Here is a 19,397-nt window from a genome sequence, read left to right on the forward strand (position 1 = left end):
CGCTGCATGAACGTGGCTGTCTCGCCCACAGAGCGAAGTTTGAGCTGCAGACGCATGCTGCTGTTGGCGCTTCTATGGGTTTTCGCGCCTCTCACTTTTGCCCAGCCGCCAGCCGGCGTCGCCGATCAGCGGGCGAAGGCCGTCACTCAAGTGGTCCTCGGAATTCTCAGTTACGCCCGCTGGCCGGTCGAACCCACCCAACTGCGCCTGTGTATCGTCGGACCAACCCAATACACCGACGACCTGGTCAAAGGCACCATTCAGGCCACCGGCCGTCCGGTGGTGGTGCAGCGCTTGCTGGCCGATCATCCCGACATCGCCAGTGCCTGCGACGCCATATACATCGGCCAATTGAACAGCGACGAGCGCAGCCGCCTGTTCGCAGCGTTGATTGGCCATCCGGTGCTCAGTATCAGCGAAGGTGGCGACCAATGCACCGTGGGCAGCCTGTTCTGCCTGCGGGTGGGCGATGAGCAGGTATCGTTCGAGGTTAACCTCGACTCTGTTGCCCGCAGTGGCGTACGCATTCATCCGAGCGTGCTGCAGTTGTCTCGACGTCGAGCGCCGGGGTCATGAGTTACCCCAAGGCACCCGTGCGTCCCACCCTGCGCTCAGTCATCGGGCGCGGCCACCTGAGCCTGGCGCTGATGGCCGTCAGCATGGCCAGTATCTCTCTGACCCTGCTCGGCGTACTTGCGCTACGGGTGTATGCCGACCATAACCTGCACCTGATCGCCCGCTCCATCAACTACACCGTGGAGGCGGCCGTGGTGTTCAATGACAGCGCCGCCGCCACGGAAGCATTGGCCGTGATCGCCTCGGAGGAAGAGGTGGCCCAGGCCGAAGTCTTCAACGTCGACGGCAAGCGGCTGGCCTTTTGGGAGCGTCCGGAAACCGGAATGTTGTCGATGATCGAGCTGGAGCTGGCCCATGCCCTACTCGAACAGCCTATCAGCCAACCCATCCTGCACCAGGGTCAGGTCATCGGCCGCGTGCACCTGACCGGCCATGGCGGCAGCTTGTTACGCTTTTTGCTCAGTGGCCTTGCCGGCATCCTGGTATGCACCGCCCTCAGCGCCTGGGTCGCGTTGTTCCTGGCGCGGCGTCTGTTGCGGGGTATCACCGGGCCGTTGCACAGCCTGGCGTCCGTGGCCCACGCCGCGCGCAGCGAGCGGGCGTTTGACCGGCGTGTGCCACCGGCGCAGATCGCCGAGCTCGACAGCCTGGGCAACGACTTCAACGCCTTGCTCGACGAGTTGGAAGCCTGGCAAACCCACCTGAAAAGCGAAAACGAAACCCTCGCCCACCAGGCCAGCCATGACAGCCTGACCGGGTTGCCCAACCGTGCGTTTTTTGAAGGACGATTGATTCGCGCCCTGCGCAGCGCCGCCAAGCTCAACGAGAAAGTCGCGGTGTTGTTCCTCGACAGCGACCGCTTCAAAGACATCAACGACAACTTTGGCCACGCCGCCGGTGACGCGGTATTAGTGGCGGTGGCGACGCGCATTCGTGCGCAATTGCGCGAAGACGATCTGGTGGCTCGCCTGGGTGGGGATGAATTCGCCATCTTGCTCTCGCCGTTGCACAAGCTTGAGGACGCCCATCGCATCGCCGACAAGATCATCGCCAGCATGGACGCACCCGTTGCGCTGCCTGGCGACACCCACGTCTTGACCTCACTGAGTATCGGTATCGCTGTCTACCCTGATCATGGCGCCACTCCCGGTAACCTGCTCAATGCCGCCGACGCGGCCATGTACCAGGCCAAACGGCTTTCCCAGGGTGGCCAGCAAACGGCGGAGACGGAGTGCCCCGCCGACAACGTTCAACACAGGAGTTGACCCCTTGTTCTCGACCGCACGCTTTTTATTTATCACCTTGCTCGTGGCCTTGCTCGCCCTGAGCGGCTGCCAGACACCGCCGCCCAAAGGCCTCACCCCGGCACAAATCGCCGTGCTCAAACAACAAGGCTTTGAACTGACCGACGAAGGCTGGGCGTTCGGCCTGTCGGGCAAGGTGCTATTTGGCAGCGACGTCGAAAGCCTGAATGCACCCAGCACCGAGATCGTCCAGCGCATCGGCAAGGCACTGTTGGGCGTGGGCATCGAGCGCGTACGAGTCGACGGCCACACCGACGCCTCGGGCAAGGAGACCTACAACCAGCAACTGTCCCTGCGCCGGGCGAAAAGTGTGGCCCACGTGTTGGCAGGCGTTGGTATGAAGGAAGAAAACATACAACTACGTGGGCTGGGCAGCAGCGAACCGGTGGCGTCCAACGCGACGGCGGTGGGGCGGACGGAAAATCGACGCGTATCGATCGTGGTGAGCACCGACTAAAGTGGGTGATTCTTCACCTCCTTTGCTGCGGTTTTACCTTACGATTCGCGTATAAATGTTGGCCGCGCGATAACCGTATCAGGTTCAGAGGCAGTACTGATTATGACCACCGTTCGCTGGGAAACCCGGGTAGCGGCAATTGCGAGTGATGTGTGGGACAGTTGCTTTACCGACGTCGAAGGACGTTGGTGGTACGAAGCCCTCGAAAGCAGCGGGCTTGAGGATCAGTTCGAATTTGCCTACGCGGTGATCGAAGACCGCGGCGTCCCGGTTGCGATCGCTCCGACCTTCATCATGAATGTGCCGATGGCGCTGGTAGTGCCCCCGGGCATCGCCAGGGTCATGAGCATTTTTCCGCCGTTGCGGTATCAGCGCACTCTGTTTATCGGCTCACCCTGTTCCGATGAAGGCTCCATCGGCATGCTGGCGGGATACTCGCTGGCAGACTTTGTCTTGCCATTGCAGGATGCCTTGAGCGCACGCGCGAAAGCCCGCAACGTGTCGATGACCGTGTGGAAAGACTTCGGTGAATTGCAAAAGCCGGCGTTCGACGCCTTGTCCCAGGCTCGCGGGCTGTTCCCCATGGTGAGCTTCCCGGGCACCTTGGTGACGTTGCCGGCGGGTGGCTTTACGGCGTACCTCGAAGGGCTGAAGAGCCGCCATCGGTACCGGCTGAAAAAGAAACTCAAAGACGGCCTCGCTCAGGGGCGGGTCAATGTAAGCGTGGTGCAGCAGCCTGACGAACAGGCGCTGCAAGCCCTCTACGGGCTGTTTCAACAGACCTACGAAAAGGGCAAAACCAAGTTCGAGAAACTCAATATCGAGTTTTTTCGCCAGATAGCCCTCAAGCCCCAGTCGCACTTCATCCTGCTGACCGATGACGCTACAGGCAAGCTTGTCGCGTTCATGCTGTGTTTTCAGCTGGGTGAAAAGGCCATCAATAAATTCATCGGTATCGACTACAGCGTCGGCATGCAGTCGCACCTGTACTTCCAGCTGTGGGAGCAGGCGGTCAAATGGGCGTGCAGCGTGGGCGTCACCTCCCTGGAAAGCGGCCAGACGGCCTATGGCGCCAAGCGTGAGGTGGGGCACCAACTGGTGCCATTGCACTGTTATTGCCAGCACCGCAACCCATTGCTGCACCGGGTATTCGGTGCGGTCGCGAAAAAAATCACCTGGATCAGCCTGGACCCGGAGCTGGAGCAGATGTCGTAGGCCTCTAGTCGGCGAACACCATCTGCCGCGTTTGCCCCATCAACAACGGCTGATTCTGTTCCGTCACCTCACGGATGTAATCCCACGGCAATGTGATCCGCTTCAACTTCCTCAGGTCCTCGCGGCAGTGCATCCAGAACTGGAAGGAACGAAAGGTTAACCCAATGAATGCAGGGGCTAACCGCCATGAACATCCTTGCAGAGCATCGTCCTGTCACAAGTTTTGCCATTCACGCGGCTCACTAAGCTCTGCCACTATCGACGTAACGGCATTTACTATCTGCGCCTCCGCGAAACTGATAGCACCACTCAAACTGCTTCCGTTTTCCTCAAGACCACTGATAGACGAGCCTCTATGGACGCTTCAAAACGACCTGCAGAGACCATTAAGGCATTCCATCTGGATCATCCCAAGGCGGCCTTTAGCGAACCGAAGGATCATCTTCTGTGGATGGGGCAACCATGGGCAAGTGAGGGAGAGTGTCCCTGCTTACCTATCTGTATTAGCGTTGCCGTCGATGACCCTCTCGGGGTTCTATCTGGCAGGCCGTGGGCAAGAACAAAAGCCTTCGACATTAAAGGAAACCAAGCTGTGTCATGGAGTACTTTTCGCGCAACTGTCAAACCTTGACCTACGAAATCACTCAAGGGCTGACCTTGTGGCTCTCCGCGATCGCTTGCATCCAACCTGTGCATCGTCCACGGTCAGCAAGCTGATCGTGAAGCTCTCAGTTGTGTTCTTCTCGGCTGTCGAAAATGGCCAGCTGATCAAGGCATATGACAAGAAGCTCACCAAAGACCTCGATTCGACGCGCAAAGCGTTCACGCTAATCCAAGTGACCAAGGTTATGGAATACGCCAGCAACCTTCCAGAGACCTCCTGGAGGCGCTGGCTGCTCAGTCTTGGAGTCATCACGCGAGGGCGCCTTAATGAAATCTCTCAGTTGACTACGAGCGACATCCAGTCCCTTGAATCGGATGTTATTGCGATCCATATCAATTAGATCGGGGAGGGCAAGTCAATTAAGAACAAGCGCAGTGAGCGACGGGTCTTGTTGACCGATGGTGCATACGGCTCCGACCTTCGGGCATTCCTACTATATGTCGGATAACAGTAAAAGCCAGTGTAGAAAAGTCGCTTGCACAGATCGTCTACAAGACGGGGAGTGTTAGGCAAATCGTCAGGCAATCCCTGTGGCCCCTTGGGGGCGATCATAAAGCAGGTCTCACATATCACTGTCTTCGCCATTCTTTGGCTTCGCTGATGCAGGTGCAGGGCGTTCCGACAGTTCATGCCCAGGCTGTCATGGGTCATGCATTTGGAACCATTACGTTCGAGACATATGGTTCTGGAGTGCCAGTTGAGGTCATTGCCGAGATGCTTTGTGATTTGCTTGGTGGGCGCCTTGAAAGCTCCTGAGGAAAACTCTGGGTATTTCGCTGGGGTAAACCAGAAAATGACTTACTTTGGGCTGGGAGTGCCATACAGGGACGGATGGCTGAGGCGCTGAAAGAACGCTCTGATACCAGGGTGCTCAAATTGCAGTTGAAGTGATGAGCATGCCAAGTGTTGGTAGCAGTAGCACTATTGCCGCCCTGAGCATTATCTCCGCTTGTAGCTCATTGCTTTAAAGCAGTCGAAACTGAGAAGGGTGTCATCTGTCGAATATGGACAATTAAAAGGCCATCAGTCGATTTCATATTGACATCACAAACGTGCGTCAGTGAGACTCGCCGCAAAACCTCAATAATGATATGGAAATCCAGTGATGAAAAAGCGTTCCTTTCTCGTACCGATGGCCACTCTCGCTGCAGCGGTAGCTACCGAACACGCTTCAGCAATTACCACCCATGAAGTTATCAAACCCAGCACCGAAACTACGAACACATTCCAGTCTGAAGCTCCAAGCGAAAACCTTTCGATTCGTGGTGGCAGTGATCAATTCGCCTTTGTTCTCAAGCGCGGGGACCAAGGGCAACTGATGGCTTACCACACCTCCCACAGCTCCCATGCCTCGCACGCCTCGCACGCCTCTCACACTTCAGGCTCCTGATGGCTTACTCACATAAGTTCGTTTTTGATGAGCGGCTTTACGACGCGCCGGTTTTGCAGAAAGCCGCTTATCGTTCGATGAATTCCCTGACGGTTGATATCGCAATCGATGAGGGGCAGTTTATCTGCGTCTTGTCCTCGAGTATCGGCGTTGACGAGTCCTCCTTCCTATCTGCTGTCCAAGAATTCAAGAAGGACGTGCTCGACTACCAACTGCGCCACCAACTGAGCGCTGAAACGCAGCCGATCAAAAACTTGATCCTTGGTCTGGCCTTTTCAAAAACCGGGCTGATTAGTGAGTAAATTCCAAAAGTTTGAGTTCTACACGCAGCAAAGTCCTTACGAGTTGCTACCCTTTAAGTTTGATCGCCTGAATGACGACGAGTACGTCATCACCAACATGGCAGGCGAGTTTCACGTCATACCATCGCCAATGCTTGAGTCGATCATTAGCAGGACGCTTCCACTCTCATCAAAGCTGATCCCTACGCTCCGGTCCAAGCAATTCATTCGCTTCACTAATGAGCAAGCGCCACTTCAGCTCTTGGCACTGAAAATACGCACACGGCTATCCAGGCTGGCCCAGTTCACCAATCTACATATCTTTGTGGTGACCCTTCGCTGTGACCACAGCTGTCCGTATTGCCAGGTATCAAGGCAGTCGGAAAGCAAAGGCGAATTCGACATGACCACGGAGATGGCGGACAAGTCGTTGGATTTCGTTTTTAGGTCACCGAACCCAGCGATCAAAATCGAATTTCAGGGTGGCGAACCACTGCTGAACTTCGAGATGGTGAGGTACGTCGTTCTTGAGGCAAAAAAGCGCAACCTCAAGGAAAGGCGAGACCTGCGGTTCGTCATCGCGACCACACTGTCACTCCTGACCGATGACATGCTCGAATTCTGTAAACAGCACAACATCGTGCTTTCATCTTCGCTGGACGGGCCAATGGATCTGCATAATGCAAATCGCCCACGGCCAGGCCGAGATAGTCACCAGCGTTTCGAGGAAGGCTTGAAAAAAGCCCGTGCAGCCCTCGGCTATGACCAAGTTTCAGCCCTGATGACAACTACAGATAAGAGCCTGCCACGCGCACGTGACATCATTGATGAATACTTGCGCCTGGGCTTTGATGGCATTTTCTTACGTACGCTCTCCCCTTATGGCTTTGCGATCAAGACCAGGAAGTTCATGTCGTATGACACGGAGCGCTGGCTGGAGTTTTATAAGGAAGGTCTTGAGTACATCATTGAGCTGAACAAATCCGGCATACGATTTGTAGAACAATACTCCTCAATTGTGCTGACGAAGATGCTGACATCAGGGGACCCTGGGTTTGTTGATTTGATGAACCCTGCCGGTGCTGGCATCGCAGCCATCGTGTTCAACTACGACGGGGCGGTCTACGCCTCAGATGAAAGCCGAATGCTTGCCGAAATGGGCGATCATACGTTTCGGCTGGGCAACATTCTTGAGCATTCCTACGAGGAAATCATCCTCTCTGATCAACTTCTGGATGCACTGGAGAACTCGTTCACTTTAAGCGCTCCAATGTGCTCTGACTGTGCATTTGAGCCTTACTGCGGCGCCGAGCCCGTATACCATCACGCCATCCACAAGGACGTAGTTGCAAGAAAACCTGAGTCCTCTTTCTGCAAGCGGAATATGGCGATTTTCAAGCATCTCATTGAGCTGATGGAAAGCGATGAGCAAACGAAACGGATTTTTATGGGATGGGCCAATCGATGCTGAAGCTCGGCGGAAAGATTATCCGTATCCACGCGGTTGATGTTCACAAGGACCTCACCTTGCTCAAAGTGGCGACCAGCCGGAATCTGCCTGAAGTTTTGCGACGAGAAGTGGCCTATCTGGTTTCTGATTACCATGTCCCCCGAGGATTCGCACACTATCTACTGCTTGAGAAACATCGTGAGTTGGTTGAGGTGCTGCCTGCCGACTCTGATTACTCGCTCCTACCGAATGACTACAGCTACATTGGTGATGGTGACATAGTCAGGCTTTCAGCAGATCGTCAGACTATTCGCGTACTATTTCGGGCATCGTCTCCGAACAACAGCATTCTGCTCACTGAACAGTGCAATCATTACTGTCTAATGTGCTCACAACCGCCTAAGGCTGCTGATGATTCATGGTTGCTCGATGAAGTGGAAAATCTGATCCCGCTAATTCCAAAGGACACCCCAGAATTGGTCTTTACCGGCGGCGAGCCGACAACCAATAGCGAGCGTTTCCTTAAAATCGTCAGCCTGACAAAAAGCTACCTGCCAAGAACTGCAATTCACATTCTCTCGAACGGGCGCAGCTTCAAAAACCCCGCGTTTGCTGAAAAGTATGCGCAGATTGAATTGCCCGACGCTATGATCGGAATCCCCGTCTATTCAGACGACCCTACGTTGCATGACTATATCGTCCAGGCCCAAGGCGCGTTCGATGAAACCATTCAGGGCATCCTCAATCTGAAGCGCTTGGGTCAGAAAGTTGAGATTCGAGTCGTCATTCACAAACTCTCGGTGCAGCGCCTGCCTGAACTGTGTGAGTTCATCGCACGCAATCTTCTGTTTGTTGACCATGTGGCGCTCATGGGCCTTGAGATGATGGGCTTCACCAGAGCCAATCTCGATGAGCTGTGGATCGATCCGGTCGAGTACAAAGAGACACTCAGCAAATCGGTTGGCATTCTCGCCAAGTACGGCATGAATATCTCGGTCTATAACCATCAGCTGTGCTTGGTGAATCCGGATATTCAGCCCTACTACCGCAAGTCAATCAGCGACTGGAAGAATGAATACGCGCCTGAGTGTCAGAGCTGCACAAAACAGAGAGAGTGCGGGGGCTTCTTCGCGTCAGGTGTTAAATTCGGCTACAGCAAGCAGCTAACCCCATTCTGACTTTGGCTTCAAATCTGTAAGCCGCACAGCGTCCTCGATGCAAGCAGCTGGCTTACTCTTAGCATTTGCGCAGGCAATTTTTGGGCATGCTTTGCCATTGAGAGGAGCACTAGCGCATTTGCCAATCCCTGCACCGATGGCCAGAGAAATCGACCTCGGATAACGCTCGTCACGCGACGATCCCCACCCAGGCAATGCCCATGGGTGGGGTTCCAATTTCATCGAAATTACGCAATCTGACGGATTTCGAACTCTCAGAATGTGCGCCCCCCCTCTGTCACAGCCCGCTGCCAAGCGCCTACGGACCTCGTTACGATGAATCTCCCTTTCTTCGTCCAGACTCTCAATCTGCAAACCGAAAAACCCGTGTTTCACCCAGCAACAAGGGGCGATTCAGCTCAGTCACCTCACGGATGTAATCCCACAGCAATGTGATCCGCTTCAACTTCCTCAGGTCCTCGCGGCAATACATCCAAAACTGCCGCGTAATATTGATCTCCTTGCCCAGCACCGGCAGTAGTCGCGGGTCTTGCGCGGCCAGAAAGCACGGCAGGATCGCCAGCGACCGGCCTTGCTGCGCCGCCACGTACTGCGCGATCACGCTGGTACTGCGCAAACTCGCGCTGGCGCCGGGCACCACGTTGGCCAGGTACAGCAGCTCCGAGCTGAACGCCAGGTCATCCACGTAGCTGATAAACGGATGTTCGGCCAAATCCGCCGCTCGGCGGATCGGCGGGTGCTGGTCCAGGTATTCCTGTGTCGCGTACAGCTGCAGTTTGTAGTCGCACAGCTTGCAGCACACGTATGGCCCGTGTTCCGGGCGCTCCAGGGCGATGACGATATCCGCCTCGCGTTTGGACAGGCTGATGAAGTGGGGCAGGGGCAGGATGTCTACCGAGATCGCCGGGTAGGTGTCGACGAAGTGGCTCAACTGCGGGGTGACGAAGAAGCTGCCGAAACCTTCGGTGCAGCCCATGCGTACGTGGCCGGACAACGCCACGCCGGAACCGGAGACCTGTTCGCAGGCCATGTGCAAGGTGCTTTCGATGGACTCGGCGTAACCCAGCAGGCGCTGCCCTTCAGTGGTGAGTATGAAGCCGTTGGTCCGGGACTTTTCAAACAGCAGGGTGCCCAAGGATCCTTCAAGGGAAGTAATCCGCCGCGACACCGTGGTGTAGTCCACCGCCAGGCGCTTGGCGGCGACGCTGGCCTTGCGGGTACGGGCGACTTCGAGGAAAAACTTCAGGTCATCCCAGTTCAGGGAGCCTAGCGAGGTGATGTTTTTTTGCATATTGGACCGGCTTTTATGTGCGTTCTTATTAGAAGTTTGCACATCTATACTCCAAAAACAGTCCGAACGCCTCATCCTCAAGGCGATTCAACGCCTTGGTTCTCTACCATACAAATAAGAATTGGAGACCACATGAACGCATCTGCCGATATTTCCGTGCAACAGGTCAAGCTGCTGATCAACGGCGAGTGGGTCGAGTCCAAGACCACCGAATGGCAAGACATCGTCAACCCGGCCACCCAGCAAGTGCTGGCCCGCGTACCGTTTTCCACCCCCGAAGAAGTCAACGCTGCCATCGACGCCGCCCATCGCGCCTTCCAAACCTGGAAGCTGACGCCGATCGGTGCGCGCATGCGCATCATGCTCAAGCTGCAAGCGTTGATCCGCGAGCACTCCAAGCGCATCGCCGTGGTCCTCAGCGCCGAGCAGGGCAAGACCATTGCCGATGCTGAAGGCGACATTTTCCGAGGCCTTGAAGTGGTCGAACACGCCTGCTCCATCGGCACCCTGCAAATGGGCGAATTCGCTGAAAACGTCGCCGGCGGTGTGGACACCTACACCCTGCGCCAGCCGATCGGCGTGTGCGCCGGCATCACCCCGTTCAACTTCCCGGCGATGATTCCACTGTGGATGTTCCCGATGGCTATTGCCTGCGGTAACACCTTCGTACTCAAACCGTCGGAACAGGACCCGCTGTCGACCGTGCTGCTGGTTGAATTGGCTGTCGAAGCCGGCGTGCCAGCCGGCGTACTGAACGTGGTTCACGGCGGCAAGGATGTGGTGGATGCGCTGTGCACCCACAAGGACATCAAGGCAGTGTCCTTCGTCGGTTCTACCGCCGTCGGCACTCATGTCTACGACCTGGCCGGCAAACACGGCAAGCGCGTGCAATCGATGATGGGCGCCAAGAACCACGCCGTGGTACTGCCGGACGCCAATCGTGAGCAAACCCTCAACGCCCTGGTAGGTGCCGGTTTCGGCGCGGCCGGCCAGCGTTGCATGGCCACCTCCGTGGTGGTGCTGGTGGGCGCGGCCAAGCAATGGCTGCCGGACCTCAAGGCCCTGGCGCAAAAACTCAAGGTGAACGCCGGCAGCGAAGCCGGTACCGATGTGGGCCCGGTGATTTCCAAACGCGCCAAGGCACGCGTCCTCGACCTGATCGAAAGCGGCATAAAAGAAGGCGCCAAGCTGGAACTGGATGGCCGTGGCATCAAGGTTCCTGGGTTTGAGGACGGCAACTTTGTCGGCCCGACCCTGTTCTCCGGCGTGACCACCGACATGCAGATCTACACCCAGGAAATCTTCGGCCCGGTACTGGTGGTGCTCGAAGTCGACACCCTGGACCAGGCCATCGCCCTGGTCAACGCCAACCCGTTCGGCAACGGCACCGGCCTGTTCACCCAAAGCGGCGCGGCGGCGCGTAAATTCCAGAGCGAAATCGACGTGGGCCAAGTGGGCATCAACATCCCGATCCCCGTGCCGGTCCCGTTCTTCAGCTTCACCGGCTCCCGAGGCTCGAAACTCGGCGACCTGGGCCCGTACGGCAAGCAAGTGGTGCAGTTCTACACCCAGACCAAAACCGTCACTAGCCGCTGGTTCGACGATGACAGCGTTAACGATGGCGTCAACACCACCATCAACTTGCGCTGATCAAGGAGACGAGCATGAAAATTGCATTTATTGGCTTGGGCAACATGGGCGCGCCGATGGCGCGCAACCTGATCAAGGCTGGCCACGCGCTGAACCTGTTTGACTTGAACCAGACCGTACTCAAGGAGCTGGCCGAACTGGGCGGCACCATCAGTGCTTCGCCCCGCGCGGCGGCAGAAGGCGCGGAGCTGGTGGTGACCATGCTTCCGGCTGCGGCCCATGTACGCAGCGTGTGGCTCGGCGAAGACGGCGTGCTCGCCGGCATCGGCAAAGGCGTGCCGGCGGTTGATTGCAGCACCATCGACCCGCAAACCGCACGCGATGTAGCGGCTGCAGCGGCGAAACACGGTGTGGTGATGGCCGATGCACCAGTGTCCGGCGGCACGGGTGGTGCCCAGGCTGGCACGTTGACCTTCATGGTCGGCGCCACCCCGGAACTGTTCGCCACCCTGCAACCGGTGTTGGCGCAGATGGGGCGCAACATTGTCCATTGCGGCGAAGTCGGCACCGGGCAAATCGCCAAGATCTGCAACAACCTGCTGCTGGGGATCACCATGGTCGGCGTCAGCGAAGCCATGGCCCTGGGTGATGCGCTGGGCATTGATACGCAGGTGTTGGCGGGAATTATCAACAGCTCCACCGGGCGCTGCTGGAGTTCGGACACCTATAACCCGTGGCCGGGGATTATCGAAACGGCACCGTCCTCCCGGGGTTACACCGGTGGGTTTGGTGCGGAGCTGATGCTCAAGGATTTGGGACTGGCCACTGAGGCGGCCCGCCAGGCGCACCAGCCGGTGATTCTTGGCGCTGTGGCGCAGCAGCTATATCAATCGATGAGCCAGCGCGGGGAGGGAGGCAAGGACTTCTCGGCGATCATCAACAGCTATCGCAAGCCCCAATAGAGGGGTTTCCTGGAACCCACCTTCGGTGGGGTCCAGGGGTTTTGGCTGTCAGGCAAACACAAAATACTTACGCACTGTCTCGACCACTTCCCACGTCCCCTTCATTCCCGGCTCCACCACAAAGATATCCCCGGCCCGCAAATGGATCGGCTCCAGGCCATCCGGGGTAATCACGCAGTAGCCTTCCTGGAAGTGGCAGTATTCCCACTTCACATACTCCACCCGCCATTTGCCCGGGGTGCAGATCCAGGTGCCCATGATCTTGCTGCCGTCTTCGCTGGTGTAGGCGTTGAGGTTGACGGTGTGCGGGTCGCCTTCGAGTTTTTCCCATTTGCAGGCGTCCAGCACCGGCAGTGGGTGGGTGTCGCGCAGTACGGTGATCGGCTTGGACATGATGGTTCCGAGGCATTGGAAGGGAAGTTCGAACCCTATCGCCTTGTGCCGCGTGCCAGTGGTCTGAACTCGACATCGGGATGCCCAGAAGCGCAGGTAGCCGCTGGTCATCGCCACCACGCCAGTCCCCGTAGGAGCTGGCTTGCCAGCGATGGTCGTTAACGATAACGCGTACATTCTGGTTTGGCGCGGTGCCCTTGAGTTCTTCACTGGCAAGCCAGCTCCTACGGGGACTTGCCAGGGCAGCTGCTTTTGAAATATCCAATCACCAATCAGCCGTTTCCTCGCAGGAAGTGCGAAAGATTTCCTGCATTGCGCTGGAATTCGCAAGAATATTTACAGCCGGCCCTCGTATCATTCACCCCAGTAACGACCGAGAGCCTTGAAATGAATCCAATAACAACGTGGTGGGACATCAGCCCGCCCCTGAGCACCGCGACCCCGACCTGGCCGGGTGATACGCCGTTTCAGGAAGAGCGCGTGTGGCAGTTCGGCCCCGAGTGCCCGGTGAATGTCGGGCGCATCACCCTGTCACCGCACACCGGCGCCCATGTGGACGCACCGTTGCACTACAGCGCAGACGGCGCGCCGATTGGCGAAGTGTCCCTGGACGTATACATGGGCCCATGCCGGGTGCTGCATTGCCTGGGCAGTGGCGCGCTGGTACAGGCGCATCAATTGCAAGGCCGCCTGGAAAACCTGCCGGAGCGGGTGCTGTTGCGCACTTACCAACAGGCACCGTTGGAGACCTGGGATTCGAATTTCACGGCGGTCGCCCCGGAAACGATTGAGCTGCTGGCCAGCCTGGGTGTGCGCCTGATCGGCATCGACACGCCTTCCCTGGACCCGCAACAGTCCAAGACCATGGACGCCCACAACACAGTCGCCCGCCATGGCATGGCGATTCTCGAAGGCATCGTTCTCGACGACGTGCCAGAGGGCGATTACGAGTTGATCGCGCTGCCGCTGCGTTTTGCCAACCTCGATGCCAGCCCGGTACGAGCAATCCTGCGCCCGCTCAAGGAGCCCACGCGATGAGCCAGTGTCCTTTCTCCCCTGATTACCAGCCGCCGGAAGAATGGCATAACGCCGAGCTGAATTTTTCCGAGTCCATGAGCTACGGCGATTATCTGGACCTGGGCAAAGTACTCAGCGCCCAGCACCCGCTGTCGCCGGACCACAACGAGATGCTGTTCATCATCCAGCACCAGACCTCGGAGCTGTGGATGAAGCTGATGCTCCACGAACTCAAGGCCGCCCGCGAACACGTGCGCCTGGGTGAGTTGCCGCCGGCGTTCAAGATGCTGGCGCGGGTGTCGCGGATCTTTGACCAACTGGTGCACGCCTGGGCGGTGCTGGCGACCATGACGCCCTCGGAGTACACGTCGATTCGCCCGTACCTGGGCCAGTCGTCGGGCTTCCAGTCGTTCCAGTACCGGGAAATCGAGTTCATTCTCGGTAACAAAAGTGCGGCGCTGTTGCGGCCACACGCCCATCGGCCGGAGTTGTTGAAAGAGTTGCAGCTGGCGATTGCCACGCCGTCGCTGTATGACGAAGCGATCAACCTGATGACCAGGGCCGGGCTGGCGATCGACCCCAAGCGCGCCGAACGCGACCCGACGGCGCCGACGGTTCACGATGAGTCCGTGGAGGCGGCGTGGCGCGAGGTGTATCGCGACCCGAGCCGGTATTGGGACCTGTATCAATTGGCCGAGAAGTTTATCGACCTCGAAGACTCCTTCCGCCAATGGCGCTTCCGCCACGTCACCACGGTGGAACGGATCATCGGCTTCCAGCCTGGCACCGGCGGCACCGAAGGCGTGGGCTACCTGCGCAAGATGCTCGACACCGTGCTGTTCCCGGAGCTGTGGCGAGTGCGTTCGACGCTGTAATCAAAGCCCAACAAAAAGCCCCGACATTCATCGAATGCCGGGGCTTTTTTACAGCTCAAATACGCCACCTGTAGGAGCCGGCTTGCCGGCGATAGCGGCCTTCAGACTGGCGCAAGGCTACGGGCCTCATCGCCGGCAAGCCGGCTCCTACAAGGGTTAGCGTGCGGTGGCCAAGGCTTTGCCCTTGCTCAAGCGCAAGCGGTACGCCACGTAGATAATCCCGACCCAGACCGGAATCGCATACACCGACGCCCGTACACCCGGAATCGCCAGCATCACGCAGATGATCATCAGCATGAACGCCAGGCACAGGTAGTTGCTGAACGGGAACCAGAAGGTCTTGAACGACGGCACCACGCCTTGCTCGCCCATGGCCTTGCGGAACTTGATGTGGGTGAGGCTGATCAGCGCCCAGTTGATCATCAGCGAGGCAACCACCAGCGCGAACAACAGCTCCAATGCGTCATGGGGCGCGACGTAGTTGATCACCACGCACAACAGCGTCACCAGGGCCGAGATGCCCAGGGCACGCAACGGCACGCCTTGCTTGTTGAGCTTCATCAGCGCTTTGGGCGCATCGCCTTGCTCGGCCAGGCCGAACAGCATGCGGCTGTTGCAGTACACGCCGCTGTTGTACACCGACAGCGCCGCGGTCAGCACCACGAAGTTGAGGATATGCGCGGCGGTGTCGTTACCGATCAACGAGAAGATCTGCACAAACGGGCTGCCGCTGTAGGGATCGCCTGATGCGCCGAGGGTTTGCAGCAGTTGGTCCCACGGGTACAACGAGAGCAGCACGGTGAGTGCGCCGACGTAGAAAATCAGGATCCGGTACACCACTTGGTTGATCGCCTTCGGGATCACCTTGCGTGGCTCGCTGGCCTCGGCAGCGGTAATACCCACCAGCTCCAGGCCACCGAACGAGAACATGATGAACGCCATGGACATCAACAGCCCCATGCCGCCATTGGGGAAGAACCCGCCGTGGCTCCACAGGTTGCTCACCGAGGCTTGCGGGCCGCCGGTGCCGCTGAACAGCAGGTAGCAGCCGAGCACGATCATGCCGACAATCGCCACCACCTTGATGATCGCGAACCAGAACTCGGTCTCACCGAAGAACTTCACGTTCAGGGTGTTGATCAGGTTGACCAGCACAAAAAACACCACCGCACTGACCCAGGTCGGAATCTCGGGCCACCAGAACTGGATGTACTTGCCCACTGCCGTCAACTCGGCCATGCCCACCAGCACATAGAGTACCCAGTAGTTCCAGCCGGCGAGGAAGCCTGCGTAACCGCCCCAGTATTTGTGGGCAAAGTGGCTGAAGGAGCCTGCCACCGGTTCCTCGACGATCATCTCGCCCAGCTGGCGCATGATCAGGAACGCGATGAAACCGGCTACCGCATAGCCCAGGATCATCGACGGCCCTGCCGACTTGAGCACGCCTGCCGAGCCAAGGAACAGCCCGGTCCCGATCGCCCCTCCCAGGGCAATCAGCTGAATATGCCGGTTCTTCAGGCCACGCTTGAGGCCTACCGGGTTAACCATGTCATCCGCCATTAACAGTCCCTTCTACTTGTTTTTTTCAGGGTTGATCGCACACCGAACCAGCCCCTCATACCGCTGAGGGGTCAGATATTACTCTCGGTAAACTTTTCGTAATACAGCTGAACGCCATCAAGTGCCTGATCCAACAGCCATTGCTTGATGGATTCGACCATCGGTGGCGGCCCGCACACGTACATATCCGCCGATTGATCCCGCAATTGCGCCAAGTCGAAATGCTCGGTGAGGTAGCCGCGTTTGCCATTCCAGTCGGGCGTCGGGTCGCTGAGAACTTCGGTGTAGCGAAAGCCCGGGATTTTTTCGGCGTAGGCCTGGATGCGCGCGCTCTCGCATAAATCTTCAGCACCGCGCACGCCGTAATACAGATGTACCGGCTGCTGGCAGTTGCTGGCGGCCAGCTCATCGAGCATGCCCAACAGGGCCGACAACCCGGTGCCGCCAGCCACCAACACCAGCGGCTGGGTGACGTGCCTTAAATAGAACGCCCCCAGTGGCGCCTCCAGCAACAGTTCATCGCCGACCTGGCAACGTTCGCGGATGTAATTGCTCATGACGCCATCGGGTAGCAGGCGGATCAGGAACTGCAATTGATTACTCGACTGGTTGGCGAAGGAATAGGAGCGCCGGCTGTCGGTGCCGGGGATCGACAGCCGGGCGTATTGGCCCGGAAGGAAATCTAATGGTGCTTCAAGCTGCAGATGCAGGATCGCCGTGCTGGCCGAGATTTGCTGCACGTCGCTCACCGTGCTGCGAATCTGGACCGGCCCCGGCGCGTTGCACAGGCTGGAATCAAAATCGAAGTAGAACGCCGCGTCAGATTGCACCCGGGTCTGGCAACTGAGCATTTTGCGTTGTTGCAGGTCGAGGCTGGAGAGGGCTTCCTCGTCCACGTAGTCCTGGCTGTAGTCGCCGGACTCGCAGCGGCCCTGGCAAGTGCCGCACACGCCTTCGCGGCAATCGAGTGGAATGTTGATGCCGTTGCGCAACGCCGCATCCAGCAGGATCTCATTGGCGCCCACCGGGAAAAACAGGGTCTTGCCGTCGGCAAAACTGAAGGCCACTTTGTGATTCATATGCTCGCTCTCTAAAACGCCCCCCGTAGCAGCTGTCGAGCCTTGGCGAGGCTGCGTCTGCGGAGTGTCAGGTGCGCCGCCAACGCAGCCTCGCTAAGGCTCGACAGCTGCTACGGGGGGTGAGGTGTTCACAGGTGATAGAAATCCAGCACCGAGTTGATGGTGTCGTTGAGCAGCAGCGCGTGTTTGCGGGTGATCAACCAACTGTCGCCATCGGGCTTGAGGCTGTAGGTGGCGTTGCCGTAGAACTGCTCTGACGTCGCCAGCCGGTAGAACAGCGTGTGCCAGTTCAGCCGCACTTCCAGTTGCCCGTCTGCCTGCTCGGCAATCCGCACGTTATTGATCAAGTGCAGCGTCCTCGGCATCGGCGTGGCAGACGCTGCCTTGCCCGTGCGCAGGCGAAATACCCGATCCTCCAGCCCGGAACGGTTGGCGTAGTAGATCAGCGACATCTCGCGCTTGGGGTCGCGGGTGTACACGTGTTCGGAGTCCCATTGCGGCAGGTGGAACTCACTTTGCGGGTCGAACAGCTGCACGTAGGCGTCCCAATCCTGGGCATCGCACAGCTCGGATTTACGGTAAAAAAACTGCTCGATCCGGTACTGCAATTGCGCATTCATCATTCCACCTCCCGCAGTTTCAAGGCTTGGGCATCGAGCCCGTCCAGCAGGAATTTCTGCCAGTTGCGGTGCTGGTTGACGTACAGCCCTTCGTGGGTGAATTCGGTGCCGGTCATCGCCGGTTGGATGCCGATCGATTCACTGTTGGCCGTCGGCCCGGTTTCCCAGCGGTGGCTGCCGCGGGAGATATCGCTCCAGCGCTCCAGGCGGCCCTGGAAGCCGCGCTGGGCTTCGCGAAACTCCACCAGGTCATCCGGCGTGCCCATGCCCGAGACGTTGAAGAAATCCTCGAACTGGCGAATGCGGTTTTCACGATCAGCGTCAGACTCGCCCTTCACCCCCAGGCACTGGCTGATGATCTCGGTCTTGTTCCACGCGATGGGGCGGATGATCCGCAGCTGTGAGCTGATCTGGTCGAGAAAGAACAGGCTCGGGTAGATATTCAGGTTGCGCAGGCGATGCATCATCCACTCGGCTTTTTGCTGGCCGTGTTCTTCGATCAGGCGCGGCATGATGGTGGCGTAGCCCGAGCGCACGGTCGGGTTGGGCATGTCGCTGAACAACAGGCTGTGGCCATTGTTGAAGGCAAACCAGCCGTCGTCGGTGTTCGCGTCACCGGCGCCGAGCTTGCTGTAGTCCAGGGTCGTGCCGGAGGCAGTGCCGTTCTCGGTGTTGACCTGCTGGCGATGCTGCACCGTGGCCACGTAGTTATAGTGCACGGTGCTGACGTGATAACCGTCCAGGCCGTTTTCGTTTTGCAGCTTCCAGTTGCCGTCGTAGGTGTAGGCCGACTTGCCGGGCAGCACTTCCAGCTCTCCGGTGGCGGATTGGGCGACCATCATGTCGAAGAACACTTTGGCATCGCCCAGGAAGTCTTCCAGGCTGTTGGTGCCGTTCACGTCCAGGCTGATGAACACAAAGCCCTTGTAGCTTTCGATGCGCGCTTTTTTCAGGCCGCGAGTGGCCTTGTCGAACCCTTCCGGGTATTCCCCCGGTGCCTTGACCTTCACCAGCCGGCCGTCGCTCTTGTAGCACCAGGCGTGGAACGGGCAGGTGAAGGTAGACTGATTGCCCTTGCCGACCCGCGTCAGGGTGGTGCCGCGATGTTGGCAGGCGTTGATCAGTGCGTTGAGTTGGCCTTCGCCGTCGCGGGTGATGATCATCGGCTGGCGCCCGGCGCGCATCGTCACAAAGTCGTGCTTGTTGGCCAATTCGCTTTCGTGACAGGCGTAGATCCAGTTCTTTTCGAAGATCAGCTCCATCTCCAGATCAAACAGCTGGGGCTCGGTGAACATGTCCCGGGCGATGCGGAACACTTCATCCACCGGACGAAAGTCCAGGCAGCCTTCGATAAAGCTTTTCCACTGTTCGACGCTTCTTGCACCACTCATGGGAGGCACCTTTTTGATAATGGCTAAACGGGTAGGCCATTAAGAGGTTGCGGCGAGGCGGCGGGCTATCCAGTTAATGGGGGAAGGTGGGCCACTTAGTGGGC

Annotated in this window: 19 protein-coding genes and 1 pseudogene; 13 read left to right on the forward strand and 7 right to left on the reverse strand. The window is 58.1% G+C overall.

Features of this window, described 5'->3' with window-relative positions:
• Positions 1 to 6 precede the first annotated feature (6 nt).
• The 4 genes from RGV33_RS03410 (at position 7) to RGV33_RS03425 (ending at position 3,552) form a co-directional block, all read left to right on the forward strand.
• The gene (locus RGV33_RS03410; RefSeq protein WP_322143112.1) at positions 7 to 576 is read left to right on the forward strand and encodes a YfiR family protein; all 570 of its coding nucleotides are present in this window, start codon (positions 7 to 9) and stop codon (positions 574 to 576) included.
• Positions 573 to 1,841 carry a diguanylate cyclase domain-containing protein gene (locus tag RGV33_RS03415; protein ID WP_322143113.1) on the forward strand — a complete coding sequence of 423 codons (1,269 nt, stop codon included), beginning with the start codon at positions 573 to 575 and terminating at the stop codon, positions 1,839 to 1,841. Before RGV33_RS03410 ends, RGV33_RS03415 begins: the two co-directional genes overlap by 4 nt.
• A 4-nt stretch (positions 1,842 to 1,845) precedes the next feature.
• Entirely contained in the window at positions 1,846 to 2,337 is a 492-nt protein-coding gene (locus RGV33_RS03420) for an OmpA family protein (RefSeq protein WP_322143114.1), read from the forward strand.
• Positions 2,338 to 2,439: 102 nt separating this feature from the next.
• Positions 2,440 to 3,552 carry a GNAT family N-acetyltransferase gene (locus RGV33_RS03425; protein ID WP_322143115.1) on the forward strand — a complete coding sequence of 371 codons (1,113 nt, stop codon included), beginning with the start codon at positions 2,440 to 2,442 and terminating at the stop codon, positions 3,550 to 3,552.
• Between the two features lie 4 nt (positions 3,553 to 3,556).
• Here RGV33_RS03425 and RGV33_RS03430 read toward each other — a convergent pair.
• Positions 3,557 to 3,694 (reverse strand): annotated as a pseudogene (locus RGV33_RS03430) (LysR family transcriptional regulator); the annotation flags it as partial.
• A 517-nt stretch (positions 3,695 to 4,211) separates the two neighbouring features.
• On the opposite strand from RGV33_RS03430, the gene RGV33_RS03435 reads away from it, so the two are divergent.
• The 5 genes from RGV33_RS03435 (at position 4,212) to hxsC (ending at position 8,515) form a co-directional block, all read left to right on the forward strand.
• Entirely contained in the window at positions 4,212 to 4,556 is a 345-nt protein-coding gene (locus RGV33_RS03435; protein ID WP_322143116.1) for a hypothetical protein, read from the forward strand.
• 765 nt (positions 4,557 to 5,321) lie between these two features.
• The gene (hxsA2, locus tag RGV33_RS03440) at positions 5,322 to 5,606 is read left to right on the forward strand and encodes a His-Xaa-Ser repeat protein HxsA2 (protein WP_322143117.1); all 285 of its coding nucleotides are present in this window, start codon (positions 5,322 to 5,324) and stop codon (positions 5,604 to 5,606) included.
• Complete coding sequence (gene hxsD / locus RGV33_RS03445) at positions 5,606 to 5,908, forward strand: His-Xaa-Ser system protein HxsD (protein WP_322143118.1); 303 nt, start codon at positions 5,606 to 5,608, stop codon at positions 5,906 to 5,908. The genes hxsA2 and hxsD overlap by 1 nt, the downstream gene beginning before the upstream one ends.
• On the forward strand, positions 5,901 to 7,358 hold the full coding sequence (gene hxsB, locus RGV33_RS03450) for a His-Xaa-Ser system radical SAM maturase HxsB (RefSeq protein WP_322143119.1): 1,458 nt from the start codon (positions 5,901 to 5,903) through the stop codon (positions 7,356 to 7,358). Before hxsD ends, hxsB begins: the two co-directional genes overlap by 8 nt.
• Complete coding sequence (hxsC, locus tag RGV33_RS03455; protein WP_322148609.1) at positions 7,352 to 8,515, forward strand: His-Xaa-Ser system radical SAM maturase HxsC; 1,164 nt, start codon at positions 7,352 to 7,354, stop codon at positions 8,513 to 8,515. The genes hxsB and hxsC overlap by 7 nt, the downstream gene beginning before the upstream one ends.
• Before the next feature lie 343 nt (positions 8,516 to 8,858).
• Here hxsC and RGV33_RS03460 read toward each other — a convergent pair whose 3' ends face one another.
• Positions 8,859 to 9,806, reverse strand: coding sequence for a LysR family transcriptional regulator (locus tag RGV33_RS03460; RefSeq protein ID WP_322143120.1), 948 nt, complete (start codon positions 9,804 to 9,806; stop codon positions 8,859 to 8,861).
• 132 nt (positions 9,807 to 9,938) lie between these two features.
• Here RGV33_RS03460 and RGV33_RS03465 point away from each other — a divergent pair, with 132 nt between their 5' ends.
• Positions 9,939 to 11,456, forward strand: coding sequence for a CoA-acylating methylmalonate-semialdehyde dehydrogenase (locus tag RGV33_RS03465; protein WP_322143121.1), 1,518 nt, complete (start codon positions 9,939 to 9,941; stop codon positions 11,454 to 11,456).
• Between the two features lie 14 nt (positions 11,457 to 11,470).
• Positions 11,471 to 12,358, forward strand: a complete 888-nt coding sequence (mmsB, locus tag RGV33_RS03470) for a 3-hydroxyisobutyrate dehydrogenase (RefSeq protein WP_177042125.1) — start codon at positions 11,471 to 11,473, stop codon at positions 12,356 to 12,358.
• Between the two features lie 48 nt (positions 12,359 to 12,406).
• Here the strand turns inward: mmsB and RGV33_RS03475 are convergent, their stop codons facing one another.
• Positions 12,407 to 12,751 (reverse strand): cupin domain-containing protein, encoded by a 345-nt coding sequence (locus tag RGV33_RS03475; RefSeq protein ID WP_003212331.1) that lies wholly within the window; start codon positions 12,749 to 12,751, stop codon positions 12,407 to 12,409.
• A 387-nt stretch (positions 12,752 to 13,138) separates the two neighbouring features.
• Here RGV33_RS03475 and kynB point away from each other — a divergent pair, with 387 nt between their 5' ends.
• Together kynB and kynA are read left to right on the forward strand one after the other, a co-directional pair.
• Positions 13,139 to 13,789, forward strand: a complete 651-nt coding sequence (gene kynB / locus RGV33_RS03480) for an arylformamidase (RefSeq protein WP_322143122.1) — start codon at positions 13,139 to 13,141, stop codon at positions 13,787 to 13,789.
• Positions 13,786 to 14,643, forward strand: a complete 858-nt coding sequence (kynA, locus tag RGV33_RS03485) for a tryptophan 2,3-dioxygenase (protein ID WP_322143123.1) — start codon at positions 13,786 to 13,788, stop codon at positions 14,641 to 14,643. Before kynB ends, kynA begins: the two co-directional genes overlap by 4 nt.
• 156 nt (positions 14,644 to 14,799) lie before the next feature.
• Here the strand turns inward: kynA and RGV33_RS03490 are convergent, their stop codons facing one another.
• The 4 genes from RGV33_RS03490 to antA form a co-directional block, all read right to left on the reverse strand.
• A complete protein-coding gene (locus RGV33_RS03490; RefSeq protein ID WP_322143124.1) occupies positions 14,800 to 16,203 on the reverse strand; it encodes an amino acid permease in 1,404 nt (467 codons plus the stop codon).
• A 71-nt stretch (positions 16,204 to 16,274) separates the two neighbouring features.
• Positions 16,275 to 17,282 (reverse strand): anthranilate 1,2-dioxygenase electron transfer component AntC, encoded by a 1,008-nt coding sequence (gene antC, locus RGV33_RS03495; RefSeq protein WP_322143125.1) that lies wholly within the window; start codon positions 17,280 to 17,282, stop codon positions 16,275 to 16,277.
• Between the two features lie 128 nt (positions 17,283 to 17,410).
• A complete protein-coding gene (antB, locus tag RGV33_RS03500; RefSeq protein ID WP_322143126.1) occupies positions 17,411 to 17,902 on the reverse strand; it encodes an anthranilate 1,2-dioxygenase small subunit in 492 nt (163 codons plus the stop codon).
• The gene (gene antA, locus RGV33_RS03505) at positions 17,902 to 19,293 is read right to left on the reverse strand and encodes an anthranilate 1,2-dioxygenase large subunit (protein WP_322143127.1); all 1,392 of its coding nucleotides are present in this window, start codon (positions 19,291 to 19,293) and stop codon (positions 17,902 to 17,904) included. The genes antB and antA overlap by 1 nt, the downstream gene beginning before the upstream one ends.
• Positions 19,294 to 19,397 lie beyond the last annotated feature (104 nt).

The sequence above is a fragment of the Pseudomonas sp. Bout1 genome, assembly GCF_034314165.1.
GTDB lineage: Bacteria > Pseudomonadota > Gammaproteobacteria > Pseudomonadales > Pseudomonadaceae > Aquipseudomonas.